Origin of the sequence: Streptomonospora alba (assembly GCF_000826685.1) — a bacterium.
Classification (GTDB): domain Bacteria; phylum Actinomycetota; class Actinomycetes; order Streptosporangiales; family Streptosporangiaceae; genus Streptomonospora; species Streptomonospora alba.
In genome coordinates this window covers 71229-85229 of sequence record NZ_JROO01000011.1, presented here as the reverse complement: position 1 = coordinate 85229, position 14001 = coordinate 71229, and the positions used below count along the sequence as shown (strand labels likewise).

Genomic DNA, 14001 nt, shown 5'->3' with positions numbered 1-14001 from the left:
TGAGGAGGGTGCGCCGGTATCGCGGAACGCCGTCGCGCAGCGGAATCGTCCCGCTGCGAGGCGGTTTCGGACCCGGCTCGGATGCGGCGGCCACTACCGGCCACCGCGGGAACCTTGACGAGCGCGTCGGCTGTGGTGGGGGGCTCAGTTCACCAGACCGGCCAGCAGCGGGTCGAGGGTGACCGCGGAGAACAGCAGCGCCAGATAGGCGTTGGACAGGTGGAAGAAGCCCATTGTCGACAGCCTCGGACCCGTCGCGCCCGCGCGCACCCGCCACAGCAACCGGTGGGCCTGGACCAGCAGGATCGCCCCCAGCACCAGCGCCACCAGCGGGTAGAAGGGTGTGGTGTCGGCGACCGGCCACAGCATCAGCGAGGTCGCCACCGTCGCCCAGCTGTAGAGCACGCACTCCAGCAGGACACGCTGATCGGTGGCCACCACCGGAAGCATGGGGACCTTGGCGGCCGCGTAGTCCTCGCGGTAGCGCATCGCCAGCGCCCAGGTGTGGGGCGGCGTCCAGAAGAACACCACGAGGAACAGCACGAACGGCGCCCAGTCCAGCCGGTCGGTGATCGCGCTCCAGCCGATCAGCACCGGCATGCAGCCGGCGATGCCGCCCCACACCACGTTCTGGGCGGTGCGCCGCTTGAGCAGCAGCGTGTAGACGAAGATGTAGAACAGGATCGCGAAGGCCGACAGCGCCGCCGAGAGCGGATTGACCAGCCACGCGAACCCGGCCGTGGAGCCCGCGGCCAGCACCAGACCGTAGATCAGCGCACCGCGGGGGGTGACCTTCGCCATGGCCACCGGGCGCCGCCGGGTTCGGCGCATCTCCTGGTCGATGTCGCGGTCGAAGAAGCAGTTGATCGCGTTGGCGCTGGCCGCCGACATCGTGCCGAAGACCAGCGTGGCCAGTGCTGTTCCCAGCGGCGGAACGCCCGAAGCGGCGACGAACATCACCGGGATGGTGGTGATCAGCAGAAGTTCGATGACCCGCGGCTTCGACAGGGCGACGTAGGCGCGCACGTGGGCCGCCAGCCCCGAGCCCGGCCGGCTGTCCGCACTCCGCCGGGCGTCCCGGACCGCGCCGCCGTCTCCGCCGGCCGCCTGGGATCCGTCCGTCAGCCCCATCAGTACCGCCGCGCGGCAGGCCCGGCCCCGGGCACCGTGGATTCGGGGGACATCCGCTCTCCGGACACTGACACGCTCAACCTCAAACGGAACTCAGGGGTCTGCTCGGCTCGCCACAGCGGGGCGGTCCGTACCGGCGGCGTCAGCGCGCCGGGGACGACCCCGTCAACGACATACTGTAGTACTCCGCTCGGACACACCTTCACCGGGTACCCGCGTCCGAGCCGCGCACCGCATCCCAGGATGCCGCACCGGCGAGGAAGGAGGCGCCGGGGCGCGGGTGCAGGTTCGCACACCCGCCGGCCCGGCGCACGGCCGCCACGCGACCGGGGACCGCACCGGCGCCCCGGGGCCCGCGGCGGTGAGACGTGTCGGACATAGGCCCCGGCACGGCAGGACGATAAGCTCGCACACGGTCGCACGTGTCATCTCCGGCGGGCATCCCCGGTCCCGGCCCGGGGCGGGCCCGCCGACCGGCGCTGGCGGCTCGGCGGCCCCTCCCTCGGCACCTGTGCGCCGGCGCCCGCGGGATACAGGCCACCGCGACCCCTGGACAACCCACATTCACCATCCCGGGCGGCGCGTGCCCGGGAACTGCTGGATGCGCGAAAGGAGCCCTGAGCCCGCGTGAACATCGACACCTCCACGTCCCTTGAGTGGTCGGAACCGGACCGGCGCGCGGTGGACACGGTCCGCGCCCTCGCGATGGACGCGGTCGAGGAGGCGGGCTCCGGCCACCCCGGTACCGCGATGAGCCTCGCCCCGGCGGCCTACCTCCTCTTCCAGAAGATCATGCGGCACGACCCCGGCGACCCCTCCTGGGTCGGCCGCGACCGCTTCGTCCTCTCCTGCGGCCACTCCAGCCTCACCCTCTACATCCAGCTCTACCTGGCCGGCTACGGGCTGACCCTGGACGAGCTGAAGCGGCTCCGCCAGTGGGACAGCCTCACCCCCGGCCACCCGGAAGTCGGCCACACGCCGGGCGTGGAGACCACCACCGGGCCGCTGGGCCAGGGCATCGGCAACGCCGTGGGCATGGCCATGGCCGCCCGCCGCGAGCGCGGCCTGTTCGACCCCGAGTCCGCCCCCGGCGAGAGCCCTTTCGACCACTTCGTCTACGCCGTGTGCTCCGACGGCGACGTCCAGGAGGGCGTCAGCCACGAGGCCAGCGCGCTCGCGGGCACGCAGAAGCTGGGCAACCTCGTCGTCCTCTACGACGACAACCACATCTCCATCGAGGACGACACCCAGATCGCCTTCTCCGAGGACGTCGCCGAGCGCTACCGCGCTTACGGCTGGCACGTCCAGGAGATCGACTGGACCGACGGCGACTCCTACGACGAGGACGTCGAGGGCCTCTACCGGGCGGTGCTCGCAGCCCGGGCCGAGACGGAGCGCCCCTCGTTCATCCGGCTGCGCACCATCATCGGCTGGCCCTCCCCCAACAAGCAGGACACCGGTGCCATCCACGGCGCCGCCATGGGCGCCGACGAGGTGGCCGCCACCAAGCGCGAGCTGGGCCTGGACCCGGCGCTGACCTTCCACGTGCCCGAGGACCTGCTCGCCCACACCCGCGCTGCCGTCGATCGCGGGCGCACCGCCCGCGCCGAGTGGGAGCGGACCTTCCAGGCCTGGCGCGGCGGCGCCGGCGAGCGCGCAGAGCTGTTCGACCGCCTGCAGGCGGGCAAGCTGCCCGAGGACTGGGAGAAGGCCCTGCCCGTCTTCGACGCCGACGAGAAGGGCGTGGCCACCCGCAAGGCCAGCGGCGAGGTCCTCAGCGCGCTGGCGCCGGTGCTGCCGGAGCTCTGGGGCGGCTCGGCCGACCTGGCGGGCTCCAACAACACCACGCCCAAGGGCGAGCCGTCGTTCATCCCGGAGGAGTACTCCACCAAGGCGTTCTCCGGGAACCGGTTCGGCCGCGTGCTGCACTTCGGCGTCCGCGAGCACGGCATGGGCTCCATCCTCAACGGCATCGCGCTGCACGGGCCCACCCGGCCCTACGGCGGCACGTTCCTGGTCTTCAGCGACTACATGCGCCCGGCCGTGCGGCTGGCGGCGCTGATGGGCCTGCCGGTGACCTACGTGTGGACTCACGACTCCATCGGCCTGGGCGAGGACGGCCCCACCCACCAGCCGATCGAGCACCTGTGGGCGCTGCGGGCCATCCCCGGCCTGGACGTCGTGCGCCCCGCCGACGCCAACGAGACCGCGGTGGCCTGGCGCACCATCCTGGCCAAGGGCGAGCGCCCCACCGCGCTGGCGCTGACCCGGCAGAACGTGCCGACCCTGGACCGCGAGCGGTTCGGCCCCGCCGAGAACGCCGCGAAGGGCGGCTACATCCTCGCCGAAGCCGGTACCGGCAGCCCGGAGGCGCTGATCATCGCCACCGGCAGCGAGGTCGCCATCGCCATGCAGGCCCGCGAGCGCCTGGAGGAGTCGGGCACGCCCACGCGCGTGGTCTCCATGCCCAGCGTCGAGTGGTTCCGCGCCCAGGACGCCTCCTACCGCAACAGCGTGCTGCCGCCCTCGATCCAGGCGCGGGTCTCGGTCGAGGCCGGCATCGGCCTGGGCTGGCACGAGTTCATCGGGCCGGCCGGCGAGACGGTGAGTCTTGAGCACTTCGGCGCCTCTGCGCCCTACACCACTCTCTACGAGCAGTTCGGTCTGACCCCTGAGCGGGTAGTGGCCGCTGTGCACGCCAGCGTCGCCAAGCTCGGCGGCGAGCAGGGCTCGACCACCGGGAATTGATCGGGCCGGGAGGGACTTCTCGGAATCGAGGGGCGACACACCCTTCGAGAACCCGTGAGGTCCCTCCCCTCGCCGTGAGGGGCAGGCGACGGACGCGGGTGACAAGGAAGACCCGTGACGCGCAGCGTCCCGTCTCGGGGCGGCGACGGGTGACGGGTAGGGAGCTACAGCTACGAGGAAGAGCCAAGCAATGACCAACCCGCTTCACACACTGTCCGCCGAGGGCGTGGCCGTCTGGTTGGACGACATCAGCCGGGACCGGCTGCGCTCGGGCAACCTGCAGGAACTCATCACCGACCGCAGCCTGGTGGGGGTGACCTCCAACCCCACCATCTTCGACAAGGCTCTCAAGGAGAGCGACGCCTACGACGACCAGCTGCGCGACCTCGCCGCGCGCAACGTGTCGGTCGACGAGGCCGTCCGCTTCATCACCGGCTACGACATCCGCTGGGCCGCCGACATCCTGCGTCCGACCTACGAGTCCACCGGCCGGATCGACGGCCGCGTATCGCTGGAGGTCGACCCGCGCCTGGCCCGCGACACCGAGCGGACCGCGGCCGAGGCCCGCGCGCTGTGGTGGATGGTGGACCGCCCCAACGTGTTCATCAAGATCCCGGCCACCGCTGAGGGCCTGCCCGCGATCACACGCGCGCTGGCCGAGGGGGTCAACGTCAACGTCACGCTGATCTTCTCGCTGGACAGCTACCGCGGCGTGATGGACGCGTTCATGGCCGGGCTGGAGCAGGCCCGCGAGAACGGCCACGACATCTCGCGCATCCAGTCGGTGGCCTCCTTCTTCGTCAGCCGGGTGGACGCCGAGGTCGACAAGCGGCTGGAGAAGATCGGCACCGACGAGGCGAACGCCCTCATGGGCCGGGCGGCGATCGCCAACGCGCGTCTGGCCTACGAGGCATACGAGCAGGCCTTCGCCACGGACCGGTGGAAGGCGCTCGCCGACGCCGGGGCGACGCCGCAGCGTCCGCTGTGGGCCTCCACGGGCGTCAAGGACCCCGCCTACGACGACACCCGCTACATCGATCAGCTGGTGGCGCCGGGCACCGTCAACACCATGCCCGAGGCCACGCTGGAGGCCGCGGCCGACCACGCCAAGATCACCGGCGACACCGTGCGCGGCGCCTACGAGCAGGCCCGCCAGGACCTGGAGGCCGTCGCCTCCCTGGGCATCGACTACGACGACGTCACCGCCACGCTGGAGAACGAGGGCGTCGACAAGTTCGCCAAGTCCTGGGAGGGACTGCTCGGGCGGGTTTCCGAGCAGCTCAAGGCCCACAGCTGAGTTCGGCGCAGGCTCGGCACGGGGCCGGGTGTCGCGAGAGGGCGCCGCACCCGGTGGCCCCGGCGGGCGGGCGGCCGCGCACGCCCGCGGGGGCGGCCGCCGCGGCGCCCCGGTCGGCACAGCGGCGACGAGGGGCCCGGAGCGCCGTGCCGGGCCCCGCCGCGGGTCGGCGGCTCGCCGACCGGGCGCCGCAGCGGCGCACAGTCACCACGACGATACGGGAGCGACGTTGAAAGAACCGGTGATGCCGGGAGCGATCCCGAACCCGCTGCGCAGTGAACTGGACCGCCGCCTGCCACGCATCGCCGGGCCGAGCGTGCTGGTGTTGTTCGGGGTCACGGGCGACCTCGCCCGCAAGAAGCTGCTGCCCGCGATCTACGACCTGGCCAACCGCGGCCTGCTGCCGCCCGGCTTCGGGCTGGTGGGCTTCGCCCGCCGCGAGTGGGAGAACCAGGACTTCGCGGCCGAGGCGCACGAGGCGGTACGTGAGAACGCGCGTACGCCCTTCCGCGAGGACGTATGGCGCCAGCTCAGCGAGGGCCTGCGGTTCGTGGCGGGCGAACTGCACGACGACGCCGCATTCGACGAGCTGGCCGAAACCGTGCGCGAGCTGGACAGGGAACGCGGTACCGGCGGCAACTACGCGTACTACCTCTCGCTGCCGCCCAAGCTGTTCCCGACGGTGGTCAAGCAGCTCAAGCGCTCCAACCTGGCCGAGTCCGAGGAGTCGGCCTGGCGGCGCGTGGTCATCGAGAAGCCCTTCGGCCACGATCTGCAGAGCGCCCAGGAACTCAACTCGGTCGTCGACGACGTGTTCCCTCCGCAGTCGGTCTTCCGCATCGACCACTACCTGGGCAAGGAGACCGTCCAGAACATCATGGCGCTGCGGTTCGCCAACACGCTCTTCGAGCCGCTGTGGAACCGCAACTACGTCGACCATGTGCAGATCACCATGGCCGAGGACATGGGTGTGGGCGGCCGCGCCGGCTACTACGACGGCATCGGTGCGGCCCGCGACGTCATCCAGAACCACCTGCTGCAGCTGCTGGCGCTGGTGGCGATGGAGGAGCCGGTGACTTTCAGCGCCGACGCGATCCGCGCCGAGAAGGAGAAGGTGCTCTCGGCGGTGGAACTGCCCGCCGACCTGGCCTCCGGGACCGCGCGCGGGCAGTACGCCGGAGGCTGGCAGGGCGGCGCGCACGTGTCGGGCTACCTCGACGAAGAGGGGATCCCCGACGACTCCACCACCGAGACCTACGCGGCGATGAAGCTGGGCGTCAGCAGCCGCCGCTGGGCGGGAGTGCCGTTCTACCTGCGCACCGGCAAGCGGCTGGGCCGGCGGGTGACCGAGGTCGCGCTGGTGTTCCAGCGGGCGCCGCACCAGGTGTTCAGCTCCGTCGACGTGGAGGACCTGGGCCAGAACGCGCTGGTGCTGCGCATCCAGCCCGACGAGGGCGTGACCCTGCGGTTCGGCTCCAAGGTCCCCGGCCCGGCGATGGAGGTCCGCGACGTCACCATGGACTTCGCCTACGGCCAGTCCTTCACCGAGGCCAGTCCCGAGGCCTATGAGCGCCTCATCCTCGACGTGCTCATCGGCGACCCGCCGCTGTTCCCGCGCCAGGAGGAGGTGGAGCTCTCCTGGGAGATCCTCGACCCGGTCGAGGAGTTCTGGGCCAAGCAGGGCCCGCCCGAGCAGTACGAGGCCGGCACGTGGGGGCCGCACTCGGGCCACGAGCTGCTGGCACGCGACGGCCGCCAGTGGAGGCGGCCGTGACCGGCGCCGACGCCGCCGCGCGCCGTCGGGCACCCGACGGACGGGCCGCGTCCGAGCCCCGGCCGATCTTCCGCACGCCCCTGGGGAGGCGACACCGATGACGCTGTACCTGCCGCGCACGACCACCTCCGAGATCGCCGAGGCGCTGACGGCCGAGCGGCACAGCATCGGCGGCGGCGCGCTGAACATGGTGCTGACGCTGATCGTGGTGACCGACGAGGCCGACCACTACGACGCCGTGCGCGCCGCCACCGAGGCCGGCCGCGAGCACCCCTCGCGCGTCCTGGCGCTGATCCGCCGCGACCCGGACGCCGAGCCCTCCATCGACGCCGAGATCCGCCGACCCGGAACCTCGGGGCCGGGCGAGGCGATCCTGCTGCGCCTCTACGGTGCGCTGGGCGACCATCCCGGATCGGTGGTGACACCGCTGCTGGTGCCCGACGCACCCGTCGTCGCCTGGTGGCCGGGGGTGGGCCCGCAGAACCCGTCCACCGACCTGGTGGGGCGGCTGGCCCACCGCCGCATCACCGATGCGCTGCGCGCCGCCGACCCCCTCGCCGACCTGCTCGGCCGGATCCGCAACTACCAGCCCGGCGATACCGACCTGACGTGGACCCGGCTGACCCCGTGGCGGTCGCTGCTGGCCAGCACCATGGACCAGCCGTGCGGCTGGGTGGAGTCGGCCGAAGTCACCGGCGAACCGCACTACCCCAGCGCCGACCTGCTGGCAGCGTGGCTGTCGGACCGGCTGGAGGTGCGTGCGACGCGCAGCCACTCCGACGGGCCGGGTATCACCGGGTCGCGGCTGATCACCGAGCAAGGCGACATCTCGCTGCAGCGCAAGGACGGCCGGGTGGCCACGCTCACCCGGTTCGGCCAGCCCGAGCAGTCGGTGGCCCTGGCCCGGCGACGGCTGTCGGAATCGCTGGCCGAGGAACTGCGCCGACTGGACGCCGACGACATCTACGAACGCACCGCCAAGCACATGGCCGCCCTCATGCAGCGAACGGAGGAGCCCGCGTGACCACCCCCACAGCGGTCGTCCACCGCGATTCCTCGGCGCTGGCCAAGGCGACGGCCGCGCGCATCGTCACCCGGCTCGTCGACGCGCAGTCGGCGCAGGGCAGCGCCTCGATCGTGCTCACCGGCGGGGGCATCGGCATCGCCGTGCTGACCGAGCTGGCCCGGGCGCCCGCCCGCGACGCCCTGGACTGGCGCCACCTCGACGTGTGGTGGGGCGACGAGCGGTTCCTGCCCGCGGGCGATTCCGAGCGCAACGAGACCCAGGCGCGCGCGGCCCTGCTGGACCACGTCGGCGTCGCCCCCGAGCGGGTGCATCCGATGCCCGCCTCCGACGGACGCGACGGCGCCGACCCGGTCTATGCGGCCGAGCGCTACGCCGCCGAGTTGGCCCGCGCCGCCCAGCCGGAGAGCCACGCCCCGGTGCCCGCCTTCGACGTGTGCCTGCTGGGCATCGGCCCCGACGCCCATGTCGCCTCGCTGTTTCCCGAGCAGCCGGCGCTGTATGAGGACGGGCGCTCGGTGGTGGGGGTGCGCGGCGCTCCGAAGCCGCCGCCGACCCGGCTCTCGCTGACCTTCCCGGCCATCCGCGCGGCCCGCGAGGTGTGGCTGCTCGCCTCGGGCGAGAGCAAGGCCGACGCGGTCCGGCTGGCGCTGAGCGGCGCCGGACCGACTCAGGTGCCGGCGGCGGGCGCCTACGGCAGGTCGCGCACGCTGTTCCTGCTCGACGCCGACGCCGCGGCCAGGCTGCCCCCGGGCTTCACCGCACCGGGCCAGATGTAGGCGCGGCTGTCGCACCGGACCTGCCGGTGCCGCCCGCCGCGCACACGCCGGCGCCCGCCCCTCCGGCTGAGAGGCGGGCGCCGGCGTACACGGATCACGGTCCGGCAGGAGGGGTCACTCGCCGCCGCCCGTCGCGTCCTGGACTTCGGAGGTCCAGCGCTTGGACGCCTGCTCGGGGGTGATGTCGCCGAACATCAGGTCCTCGTTGATGCGCATGGTGATGTCGACGACGTCGCCCGCGCCGATGGGCGGGGGCGGGACGGCGCCGGCGACGTCGCCTTCGATCTCGTCGAGGAACTCGGCGCTTTCCTGGTCGGCCGCGGGCAGCTCGCTCATCAGCTCGTCACGCAGGTCGGTGTTGGCCGGCAGTCCGCGGTCGGCCAGGATGAGCTCGCCCGCCTGCTTGTCGTTGACCAGGAAGTCCACGAACTTCGCGGCCTCCTCCGGGTGCTCGGTCTCGGAGGAGATCGAGTAGTGCATCGCGGGCTTGAAGAAGGTGCCGGCCTGGGCGCTCTCGCTTTCACCGGGGAAGCGCAGCAGCTCCAGGTCGCGTCCGGACGTCTCCTCCATGGTGCCGAGCTGGTTGGTCCAGAAGGAGGCCATGGCGCCGGAGTTGTTCGCCAGCACCGACTGGTCGGGGCCGCCGGCCTCGACCTCCACGCTCTTGGAGGCACCCGGGGCGCCGCCCTCCTCGTGGACCTGCTGCATGTACTCCCAGTACTCGGTCATGGTGCTCTGGTCGAAGTTCAGCGCGCCGCTCTTGTCGTAGAGGGACTGCTCTCGCTGGCGGGCGAAGATCTGGAAGCTCTGCTCGTTGAAGGCCATGTCCTGGGTGCCGATGATGTCGCCGCCGGACTTCTCGCTGATCTCGGCCGCGGTGTCGACCCAGTCCTGCCAGGTCCAGGTCTCGTCGTCGGGCATCTCCACGCCGGCCTCTTCGAAGGCCTGGGGATCGGCCATCACGGTGAAGGCGTTGACGCCGGTGGGCACGGCGTACAGTCCGCCGTCCAGCTCGCCGCCGCCCATGACCAGCTGGTCCAGCTTGGAGGTGTCGAGCTGGTCGCCGACCTCGTTGAGATCCAGCAGGGCGCCGCGGTCGGCGTACTCGCGCAGGTAGCGCTCCTCCTGGGTGATGATGTCGGGGGCGTCGTTGGCCGCGGTGTTGGTGGCCAGGCGGTCCCAGTAGCTGGACCAGTCGGTGTACTCACCGGTGACCTTGATGTCGGGGTTCGCCTCCTCGAACCGCTTGATCACCTCTTGGGTGGTCTCGTGGCGGTCGTCGGCACCCCACCAGGAGAAGCGCAGTTCGACCGTCTCGTCGCCGGAGCCGCCTCCCCCGCAGGCGGTCGCGGCCATTACCAGAGCGGCGACGCCCGCCGCCGGTTTGAGCCCTAGTCGCATAGTCGGGGTTCCTTTCGAATCACTTGATTCCTGTGGTGGCGATACCGCGCACCAGGTAGCGCTGCCCGGCGAGGAAGAATCCGAAGATCGGGCCGAGCGCGATCGCCGACATCGCGAAGAGGGGGCCCCAGGAGGTCTGGCTCTGGGAGTCCACGAACGTCCGCAACGCGATGGGGACGGTGTACATCTCGGGATCGGTCAGGAAGATCAGCTGGCTGAAGAAGTCGTTCCAGGTCCAGATGAAAGTGAAGATCGCGGTGGTGGCCAGCGCCGGCATGGACAGCGGCAGCACGATGCGCAGGAAGATGCGCACGTGCCCGCACCCGTCGATGCGGGCGGCCTCGTCCAGGTCGCGGGGAAGCCCGCGGATGAACTGCACCATCAGGAAGATGAAGAACGCGTCGGTGGCCAGCAGCTTCGGCACGATCAGCGGGTAATACGTGTTGATCCAGTCCAGGTTGGCGAACAGGATGTACTGCGGCACGATCACCACGTGGATGGGCAGCATGATCGTCATCAGCATGATCGAGAAGAACAGCCGCTTGCCCTTGAACTCCAGCCGCGCGAAGGCGTAGGCCGCCATCGAGCAGGCCAGCAGATTGCCGGCGATCGAGCCCGCCACCACGATCAGCGAGTTCCAGATGTAGTGGTGGAACGGGTACTGCAGCGCCGTCCAGCCCTCGGTGTAGTTGCCCGGGACGAAGGTCTCGGGGATCAGGCCGGGGTCGCTGAAGATCTCCGCGGTCGGTTTGACGGAGCTGGAGACCATCCACAGCAGCGGGTAGAGCATGACCAGCCCGAAGCCGATCAGCCCGACGTGGATGAGGAGGCGCCGGCGGCGTTCCCGCCGCTGGTCGATTCCGGATGCGCCGGCGGCGGGCGTCTTAGTCACCATAGAAGACCCAGTACTTGGAGGCGAGGAAGTTCACGGCGGTGAACCCGGCGATGATCACCAGCAGCAGCCAGGCCATGGCCGAGGCGTAGCCCATGTCGAACGAGCCGAAGCCGGTCTGGTAGAGGTACAGCGTGTAGAACAGGGTGGAGTCGGAGGGACCGCCCGTTCCGCTGCTGACGACGAAGGCCTGGGTGAAGGTCTGGAACGCCTGGATCATCTGCAGCACGAGGTTGAAGAAGATGATCGGCGTAAGCAGGGGCACGGTCACCGAGAAGAACCGGCGCATCCGAGTGGCGCCGTCCACCGCGGCGGCCTCGTAGTACATCCGCGGGATCTGGCGCAGCCCGGCCAGGAAGATCACCATGGGCGCGCCGAAGGTCCACACGTTCAGCACGATGAGGGTGCTCAGCGCGTAGTCGGGATGGGACACCCAGCCCACGCCCTCGACGCCGAAGAAGGCGAGCACCTGGTTGATCAGGCCGTCCGCGCCGAAGACCCGGCGCCACAGGATCGCGATGGCGACGCTGCTGCCCAGCAGCGAGGGCAGGTAGTAGACCGAGCGGTAGATCGCCAGGCCGCGCACGCCGCGGTCCAGGACCATCGCCAGGGCCAGCGCCATGGCCAGCTGCAGCGGCACCGAGACGAACACGTACACGAAGGTCACGCCGAGTGCGGAGTGCAGCCGGTCGTCGGTGAGCATCCTCGTGTAGTTCTCCAGGCCGACCCACTCCGCACCACCGATGAGGGAGTAGTCGGTGAACGAGAAGTACAGCGAGGCCAGGATCGGACCGACGGTGATGAACACCAGGCCGGCGAACCACGGGGCCAGGAAGAGGTAGGCGGCCAGGCTGTCGTTGCCGCTCCCGGACAAACTCCGGGAGCGGCGCTTGGGCGCCTCGGCTGCCGGGGGCGGTGCCTCGTCCTCCGGGTCGGCCAGCTCGCGGGTCGCCCCCATCACGCGGTCTCATCCCCACGGATGCCGGCGCGGCACCGCCCGCGGCGGTGCGGTTGGGCCGTTCGTCGAGTGTGCATGGGCTCCACCGTCCTCATTCAGCCCGGGAAGCAGGTGTGCGGAACCAGCGGGTCCGGGACGCCGCGTGCGACGCTCAACCCGGTCGTTCCGGCGGCGATTTGTTGGTAAGCGCTATCCAGAGTATGGATGAACGGTTTTTAACACCCCTGTACTACGCCGTCAATGCTCCCCCGGGTACGCGGAAGCACCGAAGGCCGCCGAAGGAAGTCGGCGAAACCGGGGCCACCTGGGGCGATGCCGAGCGCCACGCACTCGGCATCGAATGTGGCCCGCTTCACCGAGACCACCGAACCGGTACCGCACCGTATCCCGATCGTTGCCCAATCGCACTGGCAATCGCTTGCCTGGTCGCCGGCGGCCCCACCGGAGGACCCGATGCGACGAGTAGCGTCGCGACCGGCGATTTCGCGGTACGGGCACCCGGGTCGCGCGTTTCGCGGGGCGGGCCTGGACCGGATTTGGGAAAGCGTTTACCGTAGTGCTGTGATCGACTCCGCGACTAGCCCAGATCTGCCCGACTCCGCCTCCGAGCGGCGCCGATTCGCCGTGGTCGGCACCGGCTCGCGCGCGCGGATGTACACCCGGGCCCTCGTCTCGACCCACGCCGGCGTCGCCCGCCTCGTCGCGCTGTGCGACACCAACAGCACCCGCATGGCCGCGCACAACGCCATCGTGCAGGCGCACGGCCTGGAGCCCGTACCGGCCTACCCCGCCGAGGACTTCGGCGCCATGCTGCGCAAAGAGCGGGTACAGGACGTCGTGGTCTGCTCGGTGGACCGCACCCACGCCGACTACATCTGCGCGGCCCTGGAGGCCGGCTGCGACGTCGTGACCGAGAAGCCGATGACCGCCGACGCCGAGGGCTGCCGCCGCATCCTGCAGACCCAGCGCCGCACCGGCGGTCGGGTCAACGTCGCCTTCAACTACCGGTTCAACCCGGTGCACGCCCGGCTGCGCGAACTGCTGGCCGAGGGCGCCATCGGCGAGATCGGATCGGTCCACTTCGAGTGGCTGCTGGACCTGCGCCACGGCGCCGACTACTTCCGCCGCTGGCACCGCGAGAAGCAGAACTCCGGCGGCCTGCTCGTACACAAGGCCAGTCACCACTTCGATCTGGTCAACTGGTGGATCGACAGTGCGCCGACGGACGTCTTCGCCTGGGGCGACCTGTTCTTCTACGGCGACGCCAACGGCCGCAGGCGCGGGATGGCCGCCGACTACGAGCGTGCGCACGGTTCCGCGGGCGCCCGGCAGGACCCGTTCGCGCTGCACATGGACGACAGCGAGGACATGCGCCGGCTGTATCTGGAGGCCGAGCACGAGGACGGCTACCGGCGCGACCGCAACGTCTTCGGGTCGGGCATCACCATCGAGGACGACATGTCGGTGCTGGTGCGCTACGCCTCGGGCGCCAAGCTCAGCTACCACCTGGCCGCGTACTCCCCCTGGGAGGGCTACCGCGTCGCGATCACCGGCAGCGGAGGGCGTCTGGAACTGGACGTCACCGAAAGCCCTTACACCGCGCCCGGGCGCACCGACGACGCGCCGGTGCGGGGGATGCCGGCGCCCAAGGAGGACACCGCATCCCGGCTGCTCCTGCGCCGGCACTGGCGCGAGCCCGAGGAGATCGATGTGGAGGTCGGCGAGGGCACGCACGGCGGCGGCGACGTGCGCATGCTCGATACGCTCTTCGGCGCCTCGGGCGTGCTGCCGCGGCCCACGCACACCGACGGCGCCAACGCCCTGCTGACCGGCCTGGCGGCGAACGAGTCGATCCGCACCGGCAGGCCGGTGGACGTCGCGGCGCTGCTCGACGGGGATTGAGCGCGCCACGACCTGACGGTCCCGGCACCCGGGGCGGCCTCCCTCTCGGGGCCGGGTGCCGGGCCGCCTCCTCCGGAGGCCCAGACGGCCTCCAT

10 protein-coding genes are annotated in these 14001 nt (G+C 71.0%); 6 read left to right on the top strand and 4 right to left on the bottom strand.

Going from position 1 to position 14001, the window contains the following annotated elements; all coding sequences use genetic code 11:
* Positions 1-144 precede the first annotated feature (144 nt).
* A complete protein-coding gene (locus tag LP52_RS07385; RefSeq protein WP_040271862.1) occupies positions 145-1131 on the bottom strand; it encodes a heme o synthase in 987 nt (328 codons plus the stop codon).
* 627 nt (positions 1132-1758) lie between these two features.
* Between LP52_RS07385 and tkt the strand changes: the two genes are divergently transcribed.
* The 5 genes from tkt to pgl all read left to right on the top strand — a co-directional run bounded on the left by tkt (position 1759) and on the right by pgl (position 8753).
* The gene (tkt, locus tag LP52_RS07380; RefSeq protein ID WP_040271860.1) at positions 1759-3879 is read left to right on the top strand and encodes a transketolase; all 2121 of its coding nucleotides are present in this window, start codon (positions 1759-1761) and stop codon (positions 3877-3879) included.
* 190 nt (positions 3880-4069) lie between these two features.
* Positions 4070-5176, top strand: a complete 1107-nt coding sequence (gene tal, locus LP52_RS07375; protein ID WP_040271859.1) for a transaldolase — start codon at positions 4070-4072, stop codon at positions 5174-5176.
* Positions 5177-5420: 244 nt separating this feature from the next.
* Positions 5421-6950 (top strand): glucose-6-phosphate dehydrogenase, encoded by a 1530-nt coding sequence (gene zwf, locus LP52_RS07370; protein ID WP_040271858.1) that lies wholly within the window; start codon positions 5421-5423, stop codon positions 6948-6950.
* Positions 6951-7047: 97 nt separating this feature from the next.
* Positions 7048-7974 (top strand): glucose-6-phosphate dehydrogenase assembly protein OpcA, encoded by a 927-nt coding sequence (locus LP52_RS07365; RefSeq protein ID WP_040271857.1) that lies wholly within the window; start codon positions 7048-7050, stop codon positions 7972-7974.
* Entirely contained in the window at positions 7971-8753 is a 783-nt protein-coding gene (gene pgl, locus LP52_RS07360; RefSeq protein WP_040271856.1) for a 6-phosphogluconolactonase, read from the top strand. Before LP52_RS07365 ends, pgl begins: the two co-directional genes overlap by 4 nt.
* A 114-nt stretch (positions 8754-8867) precedes the next feature.
* Here the strand turns inward: pgl and LP52_RS07355 are convergent, their stop codons facing one another.
* Genes LP52_RS07355 through LP52_RS07345 form a run of 3 tightly spaced genes read right to left on the bottom strand, consistent with a single transcriptional unit; the run spans position 8868 to position 12004 of the window.
* Positions 8868-10154 carry an ABC transporter substrate-binding protein gene (locus tag LP52_RS07355; protein ID WP_040271855.1) on the bottom strand — a complete coding sequence of 429 codons (1287 nt, stop codon included), beginning with the start codon at positions 10152-10154 and terminating at the stop codon, positions 8868-8870.
* Between the two features lie 19 nt (positions 10155-10173).
* Positions 10174-11049, bottom strand: coding sequence for a carbohydrate ABC transporter permease (locus LP52_RS07350; RefSeq protein ID WP_040271927.1), 876 nt, complete (start codon positions 11047-11049; stop codon positions 10174-10176).
* The gene (locus LP52_RS07345) at positions 11039-12004 is read right to left on the bottom strand and encodes a carbohydrate ABC transporter permease (RefSeq protein ID WP_052809559.1); all 966 of its coding nucleotides are present in this window, start codon (positions 12002-12004) and stop codon (positions 11039-11041) included. The genes LP52_RS07350 and LP52_RS07345 overlap by 11 nt, the downstream gene beginning before the upstream one ends.
* 561 nt (positions 12005-12565) lie before the next feature.
* Between LP52_RS07345 and LP52_RS07340 the strand changes: the two genes are divergently transcribed.
* Positions 12566-13906, top strand: coding sequence for a Gfo/Idh/MocA family oxidoreductase (locus LP52_RS07340; protein ID WP_274518793.1), 1341 nt, complete (start codon positions 12566-12568; stop codon positions 13904-13906).
* Positions 13907-14001 lie beyond the last annotated feature (95 nt).

What these genes read in the sequence shown, in the direction of transcription:
- LP52_RS07385 (WP_040271862.1), bottom strand. Translation starts at nt 1,131, where the DNA reads ATGGGGCTGACGGACGGATCCCAGGCGGCCGGCGGAGACGGCGGCGCG.
- tal (WP_040271859.1), top strand. Translation starts at nt 4,070, where the DNA reads ATGACCAACCCGCTTCACACACTGTCCGCCGAGGGCGTGGCCGTCTGG.
- zwf (WP_040271858.1), top strand. Translation starts at nt 5,421, where the DNA reads ATGCCGGGAGCGATCCCGAACCCGCTGCGCAGTGAACTGGACCGCCGC.
- LP52_RS07365 (WP_040271857.1), top strand. Translation starts at nt 7,048, where the DNA reads ATGACGCTGTACCTGCCGCGCACGACCACCTCCGAGATCGCCGAGGCG.
- LP52_RS07355 (WP_040271855.1), bottom strand. Translation starts at nt 10,154, where the DNA reads ATGCGACTAGGGCTCAAACCGGCGGCGGGCGTCGCCGCTCTGGTAATG.
- LP52_RS07350 (WP_040271927.1), bottom strand. Translation starts at nt 11,049, where the DNA reads ATGGTGACTAAGACGCCCGCCGCCGGCGCATCCGGAATCGACCAGCGG.
- LP52_RS07345 (WP_052809559.1), bottom strand. Translation starts at nt 12,004, where the DNA reads ATGGGGGCGACCCGCGAGCTGGCCGACCCGGAGGACGAGGCACCGCCC.